Annotated in this window: 15 protein-coding genes; 13 read left to right on the top strand and 2 right to left on the bottom strand. The window is 70.5% G+C overall.

All coding sequences use genetic code 11. The features are described 5' to 3' along the window. On the top strand, positions 1-510 hold the full coding sequence (ilvN, locus tag VNR19_RS12240; RefSeq protein WP_325727134.1) for an acetolactate synthase small subunit: 510 nt from the start codon (positions 1-3) through the stop codon (positions 508-510). A 77-nt stretch (positions 511-587) separates the two neighbouring features. Then, entirely contained in the window at positions 588-1,613 is a 1,026-nt protein-coding gene (ilvC, locus tag VNR19_RS12235) for a ketol-acid reductoisomerase (RefSeq protein WP_325727132.1), read from the top strand. A 127-nt stretch (positions 1,614-1,740) separates the two neighbouring features. On the opposite strand, the gene VNR19_RS12230 is transcribed toward ilvC, so the two are convergent. Then, positions 1,741-5,979, bottom strand: coding sequence for an nSTAND1 domain-containing NTPase (locus tag VNR19_RS12230; protein WP_325727130.1), 4,239 nt, complete (start codon positions 5,977-5,979; stop codon positions 1,741-1,743). Between the two features lie 154 nt (positions 5,980-6,133). Here VNR19_RS12230 and VNR19_RS12225 point away from each other — a divergent pair, with 154 nt between their 5' ends. The 9 genes from VNR19_RS12225 (at position 6,134) to VNR19_RS12185 (ending at position 13,655) form a co-directional block, all read left to right on the top strand. Next, positions 6,134-6,301, top strand: coding sequence for a hypothetical protein (locus VNR19_RS12225; RefSeq protein ID WP_325727128.1), 168 nt, complete (start codon positions 6,134-6,136; stop codon positions 6,299-6,301). A gap of 13 nt (positions 6,302-6,314) precedes the next feature. Beyond that, on the top strand, positions 6,315-6,497 hold the full coding sequence (locus VNR19_RS12220; RefSeq protein ID WP_325727126.1) for a hypothetical protein: 183 nt from the start codon (positions 6,315-6,317) through the stop codon (positions 6,495-6,497). 82 nt (positions 6,498-6,579) lie between these two features. Further along, a complete protein-coding gene (locus tag VNR19_RS12215) occupies positions 6,580-7,128 on the top strand; it encodes a DNA polymerase III subunit gamma/tau (RefSeq protein WP_325727124.1) in 549 nt (182 codons plus the stop codon). Further along, positions 7,125-7,484: a bacitracin resistance protein gene (locus VNR19_RS12210; protein ID WP_325727122.1), complete on the top strand. Its 360-nt coding sequence runs from the start codon at positions 7,125-7,127 to the stop codon at positions 7,482-7,484. The genes VNR19_RS12215 and VNR19_RS12210 overlap by 4 nt, the downstream gene beginning before the upstream one ends. 148 nt (positions 7,485-7,632) lie before the next feature. Next, positions 7,633-9,237: a phosphoglycerate dehydrogenase gene (gene serA, locus VNR19_RS12205; protein ID WP_325727120.1), complete on the top strand. Its 1,605-nt coding sequence runs from the start codon at positions 7,633-7,635 to the stop codon at positions 9,235-9,237. A gap of 55 nt (positions 9,238-9,292) precedes the next feature. Next, complete coding sequence (locus tag VNR19_RS12200) at positions 9,293-10,345, top strand: 3-isopropylmalate dehydrogenase (protein WP_325727118.1); 1,053 nt, start codon at positions 9,293-9,295, stop codon at positions 10,343-10,345. 44 nt (positions 10,346-10,389) lie between these two features. Further along, positions 10,390-11,496 (top strand): branched-chain amino acid aminotransferase, encoded by a 1,107-nt coding sequence (locus VNR19_RS12195; RefSeq protein ID WP_325727116.1) that lies wholly within the window; start codon positions 10,390-10,392, stop codon positions 11,494-11,496. A gap of 46 nt (positions 11,497-11,542) precedes the next feature. Next, the gene (locus VNR19_RS12190; RefSeq protein WP_325727114.1) at positions 11,543-12,310 is read left to right on the top strand and encodes a fumarylacetoacetate hydrolase family protein; all 768 of its coding nucleotides are present in this window, start codon (positions 11,543-11,545) and stop codon (positions 12,308-12,310) included. Positions 12,311-12,332: 22 nt separating this feature from the next. Next, the gene (locus tag VNR19_RS12185) at positions 12,333-13,655 is read left to right on the top strand and encodes an MFS transporter (RefSeq protein ID WP_325727112.1); all 1,323 of its coding nucleotides are present in this window, start codon (positions 12,333-12,335) and stop codon (positions 13,653-13,655) included. On the opposite strand, the gene VNR19_RS12180 is transcribed toward VNR19_RS12185, so the two are convergent. After that, positions 13,566-14,669: an aminotransferase class V-fold PLP-dependent enzyme gene (locus VNR19_RS12180; RefSeq protein ID WP_325727110.1), complete on the bottom strand. Its 1,104-nt coding sequence runs from the start codon at positions 14,667-14,669 to the stop codon at positions 13,566-13,568. The two genes, VNR19_RS12185 and VNR19_RS12180, sit on opposite strands and share 90 nt — an antisense overlap. A gap of 82 nt (positions 14,670-14,751) precedes the next feature. Here VNR19_RS12180 and VNR19_RS12175 point away from each other — a divergent pair, with 82 nt between their 5' ends. Both VNR19_RS12175 and gltX read left to right on the top strand, forming a co-directional pair. After that, a complete protein-coding gene (locus VNR19_RS12175) occupies positions 14,752-15,729 on the top strand; it encodes a LysR family transcriptional regulator (RefSeq protein WP_325727108.1) in 978 nt (325 codons plus the stop codon). Positions 15,730-15,747: 18 nt separating this feature from the next. Next, a complete protein-coding gene (gltX, locus tag VNR19_RS12170; protein ID WP_325727106.1) occupies positions 15,748-17,262 on the top strand; it encodes a glutamate--tRNA ligase in 1,515 nt (504 codons plus the stop codon). Positions 17,263-17,304 lie beyond the last annotated feature (42 nt).

The raw sequence follows: 17,304 nt of genomic DNA, 5'->3' as shown, positions 1-17,304 counted from the left end.
ATGCCGAGTCATGTGCTGAGCCTTCTCGTGGAGAACAAGCCCGGTCTGCTCACGCGCGTCGCAGGTCTGTTCGCGCGTCGTGGATTCAACATCGAGTCGCTCGCCGTGGGCGTCACCGAAGTGCCGGGCCTGTCCCGCATCACGGTCGTCGTCGACGTCGAGGAGCTCCCGCTCGAGCAGGTCACGAAGCAGCTGAACAAGCTCGTGAACGTCATCAAGATCGTCGAGCTCGACCCCGCGGCATCCGTGCAGCGCGAGCACATGCTCATCAAGGTGCGCGCCGACAATCAGACGCGATCGAATGTGCTCGAGGTCGTGAGCCTGTTCCGCGCCCAGATCGTCGACTACGCGCCGGATGCACTCGTCGTCGAAGTGACCGGCGACAAGGGCAAGGTCGACGCGTTCCTGCGGGCGCTCGAGCCGTTCGGCATCAAGGAGCTCGCCCAGTCGGGCCTGCTCGCGATCGGCCGCGGCGGCAAGTCCATCACCGAGCGCGTCGCGCGCGGCTGACCAGAAACCTGCTTGCTCGCCCCGGTCGTTGAGCGAGCGAAGCGAGACGAAACGACGACACCAAGGAGAAACACGAAGTGACCGAGATCTTCTACGACGCCGACGCCGATCTGTCGATCATCCAGAGCAAGAAGGTCGCGATCGTCGGCTACGGCTCACAGGGCCACGCGCACGCCCTCAACCTGCGCGACTCCGGCGTCGAAGTCGTCGTCGCCCTCAAGGAGGGCTCGAAGTCGATCGAAAAGGCGAAGGAGGCGGGCTTCGAGGTCAAGACGGTGGCGGATGCCGCGGCCTGGGCCGACGTGATCGTGATCCTCGCCCCCGACCAGCACCAGCGCGGGATCTACGCCGAGTCGATCAAGGACAACCTGAGCGAGGGCAAGACGCTCCTGTTCAGCCACGGCTTCAACATCCGCTTCGGCTACATCCAGGCGCCCGAGGGGGTCGACGTCGTCATGGTCGCCCCGAAGGGCCCCGGCCACACCGTGCGTCGCGAGTACGAGGCCGGCCGCGGTGTGCCCGTCATCGTCGCGGTCGAGAAGGACGCGTCGGGCAAGGCGTGGGACACGGCGTGGTCGTACGCGAAGGCCATCGGCGGTCTCCGCGCGGGGGGCATCAAGACGACCTTCACCGAAGAGACCGAGACCGACCTCTTCGGCGAGCAGGCCGTGCTGTGCGGCGGCGTCTCGCAGCTCGTCCAGTACGGCTTCGAGGTGCTCACCGAGGCGGGCTACCAGCCGCAGATCGCCTACTTCGAGGTGCTGCACGAGCTCAAGCTCATCGTCGACCTCATGTGGGAGGGCGGAATCGCGAAGCAGCGCTGGAGCGTGTCCGACACCGCCGAGTACGGCGACTACGTCTCCGGCCCTCGCGTGATCGACCCGCACGTCAAGGAGAACATGAAGGCGGTGCTCGCCGACATCCAGTCGGGAGCGTTCGCGAAGCGCTTCATCGACGACCAGGACAACGGCGGCGCCGAGTTCTACGCCCTGCGCGAGAAGGCCGCCCAGCACCCGATCGAGGCGGTCGGCAAGGAGCTGCGCGCCCTCTTCGCCTGGAAGCAGGTCGACGAGGACTACACCGAGGGCTCGGCCGCTCGCTGATCCGACCTCGAGCACCAAGACGGCCTGCCGATCCGGCACGGCTTCTCGCCGGTCGTCGTCGCTCCCAACCGGGGCGGCGGCGGCCGGCGCTTTCGTGCCGGCCATCTGCGTCGGCTGCGGGGGCGCATCAGTCGCAGATCGGATGCTGCTCGCCGAACTCCGCGAAGTACGCGTGGCACTCCTCGGGGCTGGGTTCGCGACCGACGAGAGCGCAGGCGGCTTCCGCGTGCGCCTCCGGATCGAGGGTCCAGTACTGCACGCCGGTGGTGCCCGAGGTGATGAAGCCGGAGCCGTCGGGACTGAGGAACGAGAACGAATCCGCCCCGGCGGGGATCATCCCGCCGATACGGCGGCGAGACTCTCCGTCGATGAGGGTCACCCCGACGCCGGAGGAGGCGTGCGCGAGCACCTGGCCGTCCTTGCTCGCCGTGAGGTGCCAGACGAACTCGCCGGGGCCGGGAAGGACGCTCAATCTCGTCAGGGTCGCCGAGTCGTACAGCTCGAGACCTGCCGCGACCGCGGCGACCAGCGTTCCGTCCGGCAGCAGGACCGTCGCCTGGGCCCGGGGAAGCCCGGCGGCGAGCACGGTCCCGTCGTCGCTGTGCACGGTGGTGCGGAAGGGATCCGCGCCGCCGCGCTCCTCGGTGACGGCGATGCGGTTTCCGTCCGGGGTGGTCGAGAGGGAGACGACCGGGCCCTCTGCGTCCACTCGGTCGATGCGGAACGGCAGCCGCCGCCATGATGGGAACTCGTAGGCCACAACCTCCTGCGACTCCGCCTCCTCGGTCTCCGGGATGTCTTCGAGCGTGGCGTAGACGATCTCTCCCGAAGCGTCCGGGAACACCCACCACGTGTTCAGCGGCAGGGGCGTGCGTTCGAGCGAGCCCGTGGCGGGATCGATGACCGCGGTCGGCAGGAGGCCCGTTTCGAGATCCGGCAGCCAGACGAAGAGTCGGTCGCCGACCCAGCGCGGATCCGTGATGAGCGCGCCCTCTTCGGCGTCGACGTCTTCCGGGATGCGGAGCACGACGCGCTTCTCGTGGACGTCCCAGACCTGGTAGTGCGGGACCTGCTCGCCCTCGAACGTGTCCGTGTCGCCGAGCACAACGTACCGGCCGGTCGGGTCGAACCCCCAGACGACGGTGAGCTCCGGCCCGCCGAGGGTCGCCGCGGCCGGCCCGCCGCCGTCGAGCCGCAGACGCGGGATGCTGGGTGAGACGGCACTCATGAGGAGCAGCTCGGCCTCGTCGCCCGACAGCGCCAGCTCCCCGCCCCCGCCCAGTTGGTAACGCCACTCATCGCCGACCTGTTCGCCCGTGTCGACGTTCCAGCGCATGAGCCTCCCGGTCTCGTCGCCGCACAGCGCGAGCCGCCGCACGCTCGAGATCGCCATGCGGGAGCATCGGCTGCCCAGCGCCGGGCGCGTCCACAGGACGGACCCGTCGACCGTGAACGCCGTGATCCCCTCCGGTCCGTAGGTGACGCCGACCCCGTCGGCGCCGACGACCATGTCACCGCTGCCCGTGCCGGGCGGGAGCGGTATGCGCCGACGCACCTCGAAGGTCGCCGAGTCCAGGACGAGCGCTTCGTCGTCCCGGGTGCTGACCACGATGCCGTCGCCCGGGGCGAAGGCTCCCTCCGCACGCATCTGCGCGTCCTCCGGCGGGGGGAGGACGGGGAGAAGCGGATCGCTGAGGCGGACCCTGCCGCTGTCGCGCTCGACGAGGACGATACGGCCCATGTGCGCCCACATGAGCTGCGATCCGTCCGAGTTGAAGGAGACCGTCGTAGAGAAGTCGTCGACGTGCACGGGCGCTCCGATGCGCTCGCCGGATGCCACATCGTAGAAGTGCACGAGCTCGTCGGCCCAATGGTCGAGATCGTCCTCTCCCGGGCCCGCTTCGGGCTCGGGCACATGCTGCACCACGGCGATCGTGCTGCCATCGGGGCTGACGCGCACCCACGGGCGGATCAGCCAGTCAGAGCTGTCCAGCGTGTCGACCGTCCGGAGAAGCTCGCCGGTCTGGAGGTCGTGGATCCCCACGTGGGTGCCGTCGCGCACGACCACGACCTCCGAGGTGCCCGGGATCGGCGATGCCCCGATCCGCCACTCCGCGTCGGGGATGAACGTGTTGCCCATGAGCGGGCCGACCCCGGTCATCACACGCATGAGCGCGTCGGCCGAACGGGGGTCGTCGGGCCATCGACGGTATGCCTGGACCGCGAGCAGCGCCGCGATCTCGCGGTTGGAGTCGAGCAACGTGCCGGAGGTGCTCGTCACGGCCTGGATGAGCGTCTCCTCGGCCGCCGCGGTGGCCTCGTTGCCCCGTACGACGGCGACTCCCGAGGCGACGACCGACGCGACCAGGAGCATCGCCGCCCCGGCGAGCGCCCAGCGCAGCCGGCAGTTCTGGCGCCGGTCGCGGGCCGCCTGCTCGCGCACGGCCTCGGTCTCGGCGCGCCGCCGTGCATCGGAGGCCTCGAGGAACGCGCGCTCCCGCTCGGTGAGATCGGGATCCGCGCTCGCCGCCCACTCGAGGGCGGCTTCGAGCCGGGCTCCGCGCAGAAGGTCGTCCTCCCGGCGTCCGCCGATCTCCCAGGTGTCGGCGGCGGACGCGACGTGTCGCATGAGACGCGCGCCGTCGGCATCCGCCTGCAGCCATTCCTCGAGGCGCGGCAAGGCTGTGGCGACCGCTTCATGGACGATCTGGAGCACGGGTCCGTCGGCGACCACGAGGCGCGACGCGACGAGCGCGTCGACCACCGCGCGCCGCTGCGGGTCGTCGAGGAGCGGTTCCAGTGCGACGCGGCGCCGGATCGGCATCCCGTCTTCGGCATTCTCCACGAGGCGCAGCATGAGGGCGCGGCACAGTTCGCGGTCGTGCTCGCCGAGGCGCTGGTACAGCTCCTCGGCGGACTGTGCGATCGCGCCGCCGATACCGCCCGCCGCCTCGTAGCCCTCCACCGTGAGCGTAATCCCCTCACGACGTACCCAGGTCTCCTGCATCGCGTGCGACAGCGGCGGCAGGGTCGAGGAGCGGTCGGCGGCGTCGCGCAGGACCAGTTCGACCAGTCCCGGCTCGAGCCTCAGACCGGCGCGGGTGGCGGGCTCGGTGATCGCGGCACGCATCGCCTCGCGGGAGAGCGCCGCGAGCACGTACACCCCGCGGGCGAGATGCGTGCCCACGTGCGGGAGGGCCGCCGCCTCGTCGAGGAAGTCGGAGCGGATCGTCAGCATGATCGCGCCGCCACCGGCGGTGAAGCGGGCGGCGGTGGCGCAGAAGGGCTCGATCTCCGTGCCGCCCCCGTGCAGCAGCTCCTCGGCCTGGTCGATCACGACGAGGTCCGCCGCGCCGTCCTCGACGATGCGGTGGAGCTCGGTGGCCGCGGCCGACCCAGGACGCATGACGTGCACCCTGCGACCGCGCTCGATCAGCCGCGGCACGACACCTGCGAGCACGAGGGACGACTTGCCCGAGCCCGAGGGGCCGGTGACTGCCGTGATCGAGCCGGCTGTGACGCGCTCGAGCAGTTCGTCGATCTCGGTGTCGCGCCCGAAGAACTCGTCGGCGTCGGCGGGGCCGAAGGCCGCGAGGCCCCGGTACGGGCACCCCTGAGAGACCCGGGGGAGCGGTCGCACCGGATCGAGGGCCGGATCCTGGCGCAGGATCGCGGTCTCGAGCTGCGTGAGCCGAGCACCGGGTTCGATGCCGAGCTCGTCGAGCAGCCGGCCGCGGGCCGCTCGGAGCACCGCGAGCGCTTCGGCCTGCCTGCCGGACTGGTAGTTCGCCAGCGCAAGGATCGCCCACCGCTCCTCCCGCAGCGGGGCCTCGCGCACGAGGCGCTCGGCGGCCGGGATCACCGCCCGGTGGTCGCCCGTCTTCAGCCGCGCGTCGAGCAGCTCCGCCTCGGCGCTGCGCCGGATCTCATCCAGTCGCATCGCCTCGACGACCCCCGGCTCCCAGTCGGCGAGCTCGGGGTACGCGGCTCCGCGCCACAGCCCGAGGGCGCGGGTGTACGCGTCGATCGCGCGGTCGTGCTCGTCGTGGAGCCCGTGCTGCCCCGCGGTGGACACGAGTCGCTCGAAGCGCACCGCGTCGATGACATCCGGTTCGATCCCCGCCGCGTACGCCGAGCCGCGCGTCGCGATCGCGTCGTGCCCGAGCCGCCGGCGGATGCGCGCGATCGACGTCTTGATCTGCTGCGCCCAGGTCGCCGGCAGATCCTCGCCCCAGTACGCCTCCGCGAGCTCCGCCGGCGACACGGAGGACCCGAGCCGGACGATGAGCGCCGCGAGGATCGCCCGCTCCCGCGGGCTGAGCTGCTCAGCGCCGGTATCCAAGGGCCCCAGCACCCTCACGGTCATGTGCTCAGTGTGAGGACCTTGACAGACCCCGTCAATGGCATGGCCGGCGGGCGAGTACCGGATGAGTACCGGAGAGCCGCGCGACGAGTACCGGGACCCGCGACGGTCGGATCGACGGCGGGATCGGCTCCCCGGCAACGGAGAAGGAATCACCATGGACACCACGAACTCCACAGGCCGCCTTCGCCGCGCGATCGCCTCGGCGATCATCGCGACGGCCCTCGTCGTCGCCACCGGCTACGCCGTGTCGGCGGCTGCGCAGAGCGAAGACACGTACGCGCCGGGCGGCGGTTCCGCCCGCGTCGCGCACCTCATCCGCTGAGGAGGTGATCTGAATGGACTTCACCACTTCGGCGGCCCTCCGCCTCGACCAGCACCGCGCGGCGGAGCTCACGCGAACCGCGGAGCTGCGGCGTCGTGCGGCAGACCGTGAGACCGAGCCGCAGCCCGCGCACCCCGCGACCCGGCGTTCGTGGTGGCCGGCTTTCGGGGTCGTTCACGCCGCGCACGGGCACTGAGGCGGCCGAGCGGCCCGGAGTGCGAGGTCTTCGCGGGCCTCGCCTCCGGGTCGTGGCGCTTCCCGCGCACTACGCTGGCACCGTGACAGCGGGACGCGACGACGACGCCCTGACGTGGGAGGGCGACGACGACCCCACGCTCGACATCGGGGCGTCCGCACCGGCGCCGTCTGAGGCATCCGCCGACGAGGTGGAGTCCGACGCCGACTCGACCACGGTGCTGCCCGAGGGCTTCACGGCGGTCGGCAAGGGCAGCGAGCAGTTCACCGCCGAGGCCGACGCCGATCAGACCGAGGTGATCTCCGACCGAGACGCTGGGGGAGCGGCATCCGCTTCGCTCGGCAATGCCGCCCTCATCGGCCTCGGCGTCCTCGGCGGCATCTACCTCCTGTACGCGATCGGCTGGATCGTCGGCGGCCTGCGGCTGCGCGGCACCGCCCAGTTCCTCGTCTCCCCGATCGCCTACGACGTCGCGATGTGGCTCGCCGCCGCGAGCCCCGTCATCTGGTTCGCGGCGGTCCACCTCCTCACGCGGACGTCGCCGGTATGGATGCGCTTGGCATGGCTCGCGGCGGGTGCGCTCCTGCTCATCCCGTGGCCGTTCATCATGATGGGGGCGATCGGACGATGACCGAACTGACGGATGCCGCCCCCTCCCGTCCCATGCCGGTGTGGGTCATCGCGACGATTGCGGGCGTGTTCGGCCTCTTCTACGCGTACGCGGTGTGGAATGCGCTCGCGTTCCTGCTCATCCAGGCGACCGGGCCTCGCGGGCTCAACGGATACGGGTGGGCGTTGCTGTTGTCGGCAGTCGTGTTCCCGCTCCTCGCTTTCGCGGTCGCATTCTGGGCGGGCTATCGGCGCCGTGCGGGGGAGTTCGCTCTCGCGCTGCTGGCGGGGCTCGCGCTCGTTGCGGTCTTCTGGCTCAACGTAGTGAGCTACGCGACTGTGAGCGGGAACTCGCTTGTCGCGGTCCCTCTCACGTAGCGGAATGTCACGGGTTCAAGCGCGGCAGGTGCCTCGCGCTAGGCTTGAGCACGGCCTCGCCGCCTGCTGAACGCGGGCCTGAGCGAGGACTTCCACCGCACCGTCGCATCCGCATCGCTCTGGCATGCCCGCTCCGAAGGACCACCACGTGACGAAGCCCGTCGTCCTCATCGCCGAACAGCTCTCACCCGCCACGATCGATGCGCTCGGATCCGACTTCGACGTGCGCCACGTCGACGGAACGGACCGTTCGGCGCTTCTGGCGGCGCTGGGCGACGCGCATGCGGTGCTCATCCGCTCGGCGACCCGCATCGACGGCGAGGCGCTCGCGGCGGCCCCGCAACTGAAGGTCGTCGCCCGGGCGGGCGTGGGGCTCGACAACGTCGACATCAAGGCGGCCACGGCCGCGGGCGTCATGGTCGTGAACGCGCCGACGTCGAACATCGTCTCGGCGGCCGAGCTCACGATCGGGCACATCCTCAGCCTCGCGCGTCACATCCCCGCGGCGCACGCGTCCCTCGCGAGCGGCGCGTGGAAGCGCAGCGCCTACACCGGCACCGAGCTCTTCGAGAAGACCGTCGGCATCATCGGCCTCGGCCGCATCGGCGGGCTCATCGCCGAGCGCCTGCGCGCGTTCGGAGTGCGCGTCGTCGGCTACGACCCGTACGTGACGCCGGCCCGCGCGTCGCAGCTCCAGGTCGAGCTGCTCTCGTTCGAGGAGGTGCTCGCGCAGAGCGACTTCGTCACCGTGCACATGCCGAAGACCCCCGAGACCACCGGCATGATCGGCGCCGAGCAGCTCCGATCGATGAAGCGCACCGCGTACCTCGTGAACGTCGCGCGCGGCGGTCTCATCGACGAGGACGCCCTCTACGACGCGCTGTCGACCGGCGTGATCGCCGGCGCCGGACTCGACGTCTTCACGAGCGAGCCTCCTGTCGAGGGCGGCTCGGCGCACCGCCTGCTCACCCTCCCGAACGTCGTCGTCACGCCCCACCTCGGCGCGTCGACGGACGAGGCGCAGGAGAAGGCGGGCATCTCTGTCGCGCGCTCGGTCAAGCTCGCCCTCGAGGGCGATCTCGTGCCCGACGCGGTCAACGTCGCGGGCGGCGTCATCGACCCGTTCGTCCGCCCCGGCATCGCGCTCGTCGAGAAGCTCGGACAGTTCTTCACAGGTCTCGCCCACGGCGCGCTCACGAGCCTCGACATCGAGGTGCGCGGTGAACTCGCCGCGTACGACGTGAGCGTGTACCGCCTCGCGGCACTCAAGGGCATCTTCACGCGCATCGTGTCCGAGAACGTGTCGTACGTGAACGCTCCGCTGTTCGCCGAGCAGCGCGGCATCGAGACCCGGCTCATCGTCGAGGCCGAGAGCCCGCTGTACCGCAACATCACGATCCTGCGCGGCACCCTCTCGGACGGCACGGTGCTCACCGTCGCGGGCACCCTCGCCGGCACCCGCATGGTGCCGAAGGTCGTCGGCATCAACGGCTATGAGATCGAGGTGCCGTTCGCGCAGTACCACCTCGTCATGCGGTATCAGGATCGTCCGGGGATCGTCGCGATCTACGCGAAGGAGCTCGGCGACCAGAACATCAACATCGAAGGGCTGCAGGTCGCGCACCCCGACTCGAGCGGCCGCGCCCTCTCGGTGCTGACCGTCGACTCGCCCGTGCCCGAGGCCGTGCTGAACAAGATGCGTGAGGCCGTGGGCGCCGATCTGTTCCGGCAGATCGAGATCACCGAGGACTGACCCGTAGCCTGGAAGCCTGCGCGTTCCCGCGCACCTCACCCGAGCAAGGAGAGCAATGTCGCGCGTCGTGAAGCTCGCTGTCATCCCCGGTGACGGAATCGGACCCGAGGTCATCGCCGAGGCCGAGAAGGTGCTCGACGCGGTGACCGCGGGCAGCGGCATCCGATTCGACAAGTCCCGGTTCTCGCTGGGGGCCGCGCGCTACCTGGAGACCGGCGACACGCTGACCGACGCCGACCTCGATGCGATAAAGCAGCACGACGCGATCCTGCTCGGGGCGGTCGGGGGCGTGCCGGGCGACCCGCGCCTCAAGGACGCGAACATCGAGCGCGGGCTGCTGCTCAAGCTCCGGTTCGAACTCGACCACTACGTGAACCTGCGGCCGTCGAAGCTCTACGCCGGCGCCCCGGGGCCGCTGGCCGAGCCCGGCGAGATCGACTTCGTCGTCGTGCGCGAGGGCACCGAAGGACCCTACGTCGGCAACGGCGGCGCGATCCGCAAGGGCACGCCGCACGAGGTCGCCAACGAGACGTCGGTCAACACGGCGTTCGGCGTCGAGCGAGTGGTGCGCTACGCGTTCGACCTCGCCGAGCGCCGACGTAAGAAGGTCACGCTCGTGCACAAGACGAACGTGCTCGTGCACGCCGGGTCGATGTGGAAGCGCATCGTCGACGACGTGGCACGGGAGCACCCCGAAGTCGACGTAGACTACCTGCACGTCGACGCGGCGACGATCTTCCTGGTCACGAACCCGGGCCGCTTCGACGTGATCGTCACCGACAACCTCTTCGGCGACATCCTGACCGATCTGGCCGGCGCCGTCACAGGAGGCATCGGCCTCGCCGCTTCGGGCAACATCAACCCCGACGGCGCGTTCCCCTCGATGTTCGAGCCCGTCCACGGTTCGGCGCCCGACATCGCAGGTCAGCAGAAGGCCGATCCCACCGCTGCGATCCTCTCGGTCGCGCTGCTGCTCGATCACCTCGGGCTGCGCGACGAAGCCGCCCGCGTCACCCGCGCGGTCGAGGCCGACATCGCGGCACGCGGCACCGCTGCCCGCACCACCGCCCAGATCGGCGACACCATCGCCGCGGCCGTCCAGGCGTAACCTGGAATCTCCGGCACGTCGCCACACAGACCTCAGGACGTGACATGACCCTCATCGACTCCGACCCCGACACCGGACTCGCTCCGCTCGAGTTCACGGTCCACCGCAACCTCCAGGCGAAGTCCGCCGCCGAGCGCGAGAAGATCCTCGAGAACCCCGGCTTCGGCACGAGCTTCACCGACCACATGGTCGACATCTGCTGGTCGATCAACGGCGGGTGGCATCGCCCGCGCGTCCAGCCGTACGGCCCGATCTCGCTCGACCCCGCCGCTGCCGTGCTGCACTACGGGCAGGAGATCTTCGAGGGCATCAAGGCGTATCGCCACGCCGACGGGTCGATCCACACATTCCGGCCCGATCAGAACGGGCGCCGGATGCAGCGCTCCGCGCGTCGCCTCGCGCTGCCCGAGCTTCCCGTGCCGTACTTCATCCAGTCGCTGCGCGAGCTCATCGCGGTCGACGGCGACTGGGTGCCCTCCGGTGAGGACCAGACCCTCTACCTGCGGCCGTTCATGTTCGCGAAGGAAGCCTTCCTCGGTGTGCGCCCGGCGCATAAGGTCGCGTACTACGTCATCGCCTCGCCCGCGGGCGCCTACTTCACGGGCGGCGTGCAGCCCGTGTCGATCTGGCTCAGCGAGGAATACGCTCGCGCCGGCAAGGGCGGCACGGGTGCGGCGAAGACGGGCGGCAACTATGCCGCGAGCCTCCTGCCGCAGTCAGAGGCCTACGAGAACGAGTGCGACCAGGTCGTCTTCCTCGACCAGGACGGCAACGTCGAAGAGCTCGGCGGCATGAACGTCGTGTTCGTCTTCAAGGACGGGACGCTCGTGACGCCGCAGTCCGAGTCGATTCTCGAGGGCGTCACGCGCGACTCGATCCTGCAGCTCGCGCGCGACCGCGGGCACAAGGTCGAGGGGCGTTCGATCTCGCTCGCCGAGTGGCGCGAGGGCGTGGCATCCGGCGACATCGTCGAGGTGTTCGCGTGCGGCACGGCCGCCGTCGTCACCCCGATCGGCGTGCTCAAGGGGAAGGACTTCCTCGACGAGCAGCCCATCGGCGAACTCGCACTGTCGTTGCGCGAGGAGCTGACCGACATCCAGTACGGGCGTCGTGAAGACAAGCACGGATGGCTGCTTCGCCTCGACGATTGACCGTCTGCAGCCGGACGACGTCGCAGCGGGTGGGTAGGGTGATCCGGTGAGAATCGCGCGCTTCAGCCACCAGGACTCCATCCGGTTCGGGATCGTCGACGACACGGACCTCGTCGTGCTCTCGGGCGACCCGATGTTCGCGGGCTACGACACGACCGGCGAGCGCGTGCCGATCTCCGACGCCGTGCTGCTCGCACCGGTCATCCCGCGCTCGAAGATCGTGTGCGTGGGCCGCAACTACCGCGACCACGCCGCCGAGCTCGGCAACGACGTGCCCGCTGCGCCTTTGCTGTTCTTCAAGCCGAACACGTCGGTGATCGGGCCGGGCGACACGATCGTGCTGCCGCCCCAGTCGTCTCGCGTCGACTTCGAGGGCGAGCTCGCGGCGGTCATCGGCCGCATCGCGAAGAACGTTCCGGCCGACAAGGCGCTCGAGTACGTGTTCGGCTACACGATCGCGAACGACGTCACCGCGCGCGATCTGCAGCAGACCGACGGCCAGTGGGCGCGTGCGAAGGGATTCGACACGTTCTGCCCGCTCGGCCCCGCGATCGAGACGGACTTCGACGTCGACGGCGACGCGGTCATCACGACGCGCGTGAACGGCGAAGTGCGTCAGCAGGGCCCGATCAGCGACATGATCTTCTCGCTCGCGGACGTCATCGCGTACGCATCGGCCGCGTTCACGCTCCTGCCGGGCGACGTGATCCTGACGGGCACGCCCGCCGGTGTCGGCCCGTTCGCGGCGGGCGACACCGTCGAGGTCGAGATCACGGGTCTCGGCACGCTGCGCAACCCGGCGCGCGCCGCCTGACCGCGCGGTCACGGGCGACATCATGAAGACGGATACCGCGACCCTCACGGTCTCGGACGTCGGGCGAATCCAGCGCCGCACCGTGTGGGTGCTCTCGTTCGGGCAGATCCTCGGCGGTCTCGCGTTCGGCGCCACGGTCTCGCTCGGAGCCGTGCTCGCTGCGGAGCTGTCGGGCGATGAGGCGTTCTCGGGCCTCGCCGCCGCCGCGATCACGCTCGGAACGGCCGCGCTCGCGGTGCCGTTCGCGGCGTTCGCGCGGGCTCGTGGTCGGCGTCCCTCGCTCGCTCTCGGCATGACGATCGCGCTCGTCGGCGTGGTGCTCGTCGTGCTGAGCGTCGCGGTGGACTCGTTCCCGCTCCTGTTGATCTCGTTCGGGCTCGTCGGAGCCGGGCAAGCCGTCAACCTGCAGACGCGCTTCGCGGCGGCCGACCTCGCGACCGACGCGACCCGAGGGCGCGACCTCTCGCTCGTCGTGTGGGCCACGACGATCGGCGCCGTGCTCGGGCCGAACCTCACCGGACCCGGCGAAGACCTCGGGCAGGCCCTCGGCATGCCGCCGCTCACGGGTCCGTACCTGTTCACCGTCATCGCGCAGGTGCTCGGCATCGCGCTGTACCTCGTCGCGCTGCGGCCCGACCCGCTCATCCTCGCGCAGCGCCTCGTCGCTCGCGACGCCGGCAAGCAGACGCGGGCGATCGCCAAGCCCGACCGGCCCGTCGTCGCGCGGTACGCGATCTTCGCGATCGCCGCAGCGCACGGCACGATGGTCTCGGTCATGGCGATGACGCCCGTGCATCTTCTGCATCACGGTGCGTCGCTCACTGTCATAGGCACGACGATCAGCCTGCACATCGCCGGCATGTTCGCGCTGTCGCCCGTCTTCGGCATCCTCGCCGACCGACTCGGACGCGTGCCGACGATCCTCGTCGGTCAGGCGCTGCTCATCGCGTCGCTGCTCACGGCATCGTTCGGCGAGGCGTCGACCGTCGCGGTCACGGTCGCCCTCGTGCTCCTCGGCCTCGGCTGGAGTGCGTCGACCGTCGCCGGCTCGGCGCTGCTCACCGAGGCATCCGCCGAAGACCTGCGCACTCGGCGGCAGGGGCGCAGCGACCTCATCATGAGCCTCGTCGGCGCCGTCGGCGCGATCGCCTCAGGCGTCGTGCTGTCGTGGATCGGCTATGCGGGACTCGCGCTCGTCGCAGGCGTCCTCGTCGTCGCGACGATCGCGCTGTCGCCCCTCGGTCGCCGCCCGGAGTCAGCGGCCGAGGGCGGCGAGGGCGATCTCGACGTCGACGTCGTCGTTGAACACGTGGAACGCGACGCGGGCGCGCCCGGCTCGTCCTGACGCCGTGATGCCCGCCGCCGTGAGGCGCGCGAGGTCGCAACCGTCCGGGTCCTCCCACGTGACGATCGCGCTCGGGATCTGCGGGATGTCGAGCCCGAGTCCGCGCCGGAAGATCGCCGCAAGCCCCGTCGTGTGGTCGTGCACCGCTTCGAGGTCGGACGCAGCGAACAGCTCGAGCGCGGGCTCCGCGCCGACGAACGCCTGCCACGCGGGAGACACATCGAAGCGCGTCGCATCATCGGCCAGGTCGACGTCGTGGCCGTAGCACGAGGTCCACGGGTCGGCGCCCGCGTACCAGCCGGCGAACAGCGCGGGCAGCTCGCGCCCGAACTCCTGCGAGAGGGTGAGGAACGCGACGCCGCGCGGCGCGCACAGCCACTTGTATGCGTGGCACACGAGGGCGTCGTATCCGGATGCGTCGACCGGCAGCCATCCGACGGCCTGCGTCGCGTCGCAGAACGTGCGCGCGCTGTGGCGGGCCGCAGCGGCTCGGATCGCGCGCTCGTCGGCGACCTCGCCTGTGGCGGACTGCACGAGCGAGAACACCACCATCGCGGTGCCGGAGGTGACGGAGTCGGCGAGCTCGCCGAGCGGAACCGCGCGCACGCGGAGTCCCTGCGGCGCGTGCACGAAGGGGAGGAGCAGCGACGCGAAGTCGTTCTCGACGCACAGCACCTCGCCGCCGGCGGGGACGGATGCCGCGACGAGCGCCGCGAGCACGGAGGTCTGCGAGCCGATCGCGACCCGGGCGGGGGAGACGCCGACGAGAGCGGCGAAGTGCGCGCGCGAGCGCTCGGCCGCGGCCGAGTAGCCCGCGACGTCGACGCGACCGCGGGCCGCGGCATCCGCGTCGGCGACCATGGCGGCGTGCGCCGCGCGCGGCGGCAGCCCCGCCGTGCAGGCGGCGAGGTAGCCGCGACCACCCGCGAATCGGTCCTGGACGTCGGCGACGTTCAGGCCGCGCCGCGACGCGTCGTCGCGCGCGGGACGGGGGAGGAGAAGTGCCTGGACCATGTGAATCAGTGTGGCTCGGCCCGTTTCATTCGTCTACGGCAAGTATTCGATGCAAAACATGACGTTGGCTTATGATCGGACCATGACCGACACGACCATCGATCCGTTCGACGCCGACGGGCTCGGCCTCGACGTGCAGTCGCTGCGCCTCGTGAAGGCCGTTGCCGACGAAGGTTCGATCACCGGCGCCGCCGCCGTGCTGGGGTACAGCCAGCCCGCGATCAGTCAGCACCTCAAGCGCCTCGAGACGCGCCTGGGGGTGCCGCTCGTCGAGCGGGTCGGCCGCAGCGTCCGCCTCACGGAGGCGGGGCGGGTGCTCGCGCGCCACGCGCCCGCGGTCACGACCGCCCTCGACGCGGCGGCGGGTGAGCTCGCGCAGCTCCGCGGCGGGCGCACGGGGCGCGTGCGGCTCGTGTCCTTCCCGTCGGCCTCGCCGACCGTCGTTCCGCGCCTGCTGCGCGAGCTCGCCGAGACGAATCCCGGCATCCAGGTCACGTACGTCGAGGCCGAGCCGCCCGAGGCGGTGGAGGCCGTGCGCGAGGATCGCGCCGACCTCGCGCTCACGTTCAGCTACCCGGGCGACCGCGACGACCCGCACGGCGCGAGTGCACGCGGACTGTCGGTGCGGACGGCGGGGCACGACGACATGCTCGCGGTGCTGCCGCTGCGGCATCCGGCGGCTCAGCACGACGACTTCGACGTCGCGACCCTCGCGTCGGAGAACTGGATCGCCGGATGCCCACGCTGCCGCGGACACCTGATGGAGCTGTGCGGACGAGCGGGTTTCGAGCCGCGAATCACGTTCGAGACCGACAACTTCGTCGCGGTCGAGGGGCTCGTCGCGCAGGGAATCGGCGTTGCGACGCTGCCTCGCCTCGCGGTGGAGGCGTTCCCGAGGCTCGGAGGTGTCGTGACGCGACCGCTGCCGGAAGGCGAGCGCCGCACGCTGCACCTCGTGACGGCGCACGGCGCGGAGCGCGTGCCGTCGATCCGGGCCGTGCTCGACACGATGATGCACGTGCTGCCGACGGTGCTCGCCGGCAAGGGCGCCGAAGGTTAGTCGACTAAAATCGGCCGAATGGCCTCCACCCCCGATCCCCGCACCACCACCGCGACCGGCGCCGATGTCCGGGTGCGCTTCTGCCCGTCGCCGACGGGACTTCCGCACGTGGGTCTCATCCGCACGGTCCTCTACAACTGGGCGTACGCGCGCCACAACGGCGGCAAACTGATCTTCCGCATCGAAGACACGGATGCCGCGCGCGACAGCGAGGAGAGTTACCTCCAGCTGCTGGAGGCGCTCAGGTGGCTGCAGATCGACTGGGACGAGGGCGTCGAGGTCGGCGGCCCGCACGCGCCCTACCGCCAGTCCCAGCGTCACGAGATCTACCGCGAGGTGCTCGACAAGCTCATCGAGACGGGAGCCGTCTACGAGAGCTACTCGACGGCCGAGGAGATCGACGCCCGCAACGAGGCGAACGGGCGCGCGAAACAGCTCGGCTACGACAATTACGACCGGTACCTCACCGAGGAGCAGAAGGCCGCGTTCCGCGCGGAGGGTCGCGAGCCCGCGTGGCGACTGCGCGTGCCGGACGAGGACCTGACGTACGTCGACCTCATCCGCGGCGAGGTGACGTTCCCGGCTGGTTCGTTCCCCGACTTCGTGCTCGTACGTGCCGGGGGAGTGCCGCTGTACCCGTTCGTGAACCCCGTCGACGACGCGCTCATGGGCATCACGCACGTCATCCGCGGCGAAGACCTCATGCCGTCGACGGCCCGGCAGCTCGCGCTCTACCGCGCGCTCATCGACGCCGGCATCACGACGTTCGTGCCGCGCTTCGGCCACATGCCGCTCGTGCTCGGCGAGACGGGCAACAAGAAGCTCTCGAAGCGCGACCCCAAGGCCGACCTGTTCCTCCAGCGTGAGAAGGGCTTCATCCACGAGGGCCTGCTCAACTACCTCGCGCTCCTCGGCTGGTCGATCGCGCCCGATCGCGACGTGTTCACGCTCGACGAATTCGTCGCGGCGTTCGACATCGCCGACGTGAACCCGAACCCGGCCCGCTTCGACCAGAAGAAGGCCGAGGCGATCAACGGCGACCACATCCGGATGCTGCAGCCCGCCGACTTCGCGGAGCGGATCGTCCCCTACCTCGCGTCCGCGGGCCTCGTCGCCGAGCCGCCGACGCCCGAGCAGAAGGCGCTCATCGAGGCATCCGCGCCGCTCGTCCAGGAGCGTGTGCAGCTTCTCGGCGAGGTGCCTGGCCTGGTCGGGTTCCTGTTCACGGACTCGGTCACCTACGCCGAAGACGCGCTCAAGTCGCTGCCCGAGAACGCCGCCGAAGTCGTGGTCGCGTCCGTCTCGGCGCTCGAGCTCATCCCGGAGTCGGAGTTCACCGCGGCCGCCGTGCAGGAGGCGCTCGCCGCCGCGCTCGTCGAAGGACTCGGGCTCAAGCCCCGCGTCGCGTACGGTCCGCTGCGCGTCGCGCTCACGGGTCGCCGCGTGTCGCCGCCGCTGTTCGAGTCGATCGAGCTGCTCGGCAAGAGCGAGACGCTGCGCCGTCTCGCGGCGTTCGTCGACAGCCGCGGCTGACGACGAACGCGGAATCCGCTCGGTTTGGAGCAGGGGTGCCGG

The organism is Microbacterium sp., from assembly GCF_035556355.1.
Classification (GTDB): domain Bacteria; phylum Actinomycetota; class Actinomycetes; order Actinomycetales; family Microbacteriaceae; genus Microbacterium.
Note: the sequence above shows the minus strand (reverse complement) of the source record. Positions and strands in the feature narration are given on the sequence as shown.

Excerpts from the sequence above, each read along its gene's own strand:
- VNR19_RS12180 (WP_325727110.1), bottom strand. The coding sequence starts at position 14,669 with ATGGTCCAGGCACTTCTCCTCCCCCGTCCCGCGCGCGACGACGCGTCG.
- ilvN (WP_325727134.1), top strand. The coding sequence starts at position 1 with ATGCCGAGTCATGTGCTGAGCCTTCTCGTGGAGAACAAGCCCGGTCTG.
- VNR19_RS12185 (WP_325727112.1), top strand. The coding sequence starts at position 12,333 with ATGAAGACGGATACCGCGACCCTCACGGTCTCGGACGTCGGGCGAATC.
- VNR19_RS12195 (WP_325727116.1), top strand. The coding sequence starts at position 10,390 with ATGACCCTCATCGACTCCGACCCCGACACCGGACTCGCTCCGCTCGAG.
- VNR19_RS12175 (WP_325727108.1), top strand. The coding sequence starts at position 14,752 with ATGACCGACACGACCATCGATCCGTTCGACGCCGACGGGCTCGGCCTC.
- VNR19_RS12225 (WP_325727128.1), top strand. The coding sequence starts at position 6,134 with ATGGACACCACGAACTCCACAGGCCGCCTTCGCCGCGCGATCGCCTCG.
- gltX (WP_325727106.1), top strand. The coding sequence starts at position 15,748 with ATGGCCTCCACCCCCGATCCCCGCACCACCACCGCGACCGGCGCCGAT.
- VNR19_RS12200 (WP_325727118.1), top strand. The coding sequence starts at position 9,293 with ATGTCGCGCGTCGTGAAGCTCGCTGTCATCCCCGGTGACGGAATCGGA.
- VNR19_RS12210 (WP_325727122.1), top strand. The coding sequence starts at position 7,125 with ATGACCGAACTGACGGATGCCGCCCCCTCCCGTCCCATGCCGGTGTGG.
- VNR19_RS12230 (WP_325727130.1), bottom strand. The coding sequence starts at position 5,979 with ATGACCGTGAGGGTGCTGGGGCCCTTGGATACCGGCGCTGAGCAGCTC.
- VNR19_RS12220 (WP_325727126.1), top strand. The coding sequence starts at position 6,315 with ATGGACTTCACCACTTCGGCGGCCCTCCGCCTCGACCAGCACCGCGCG.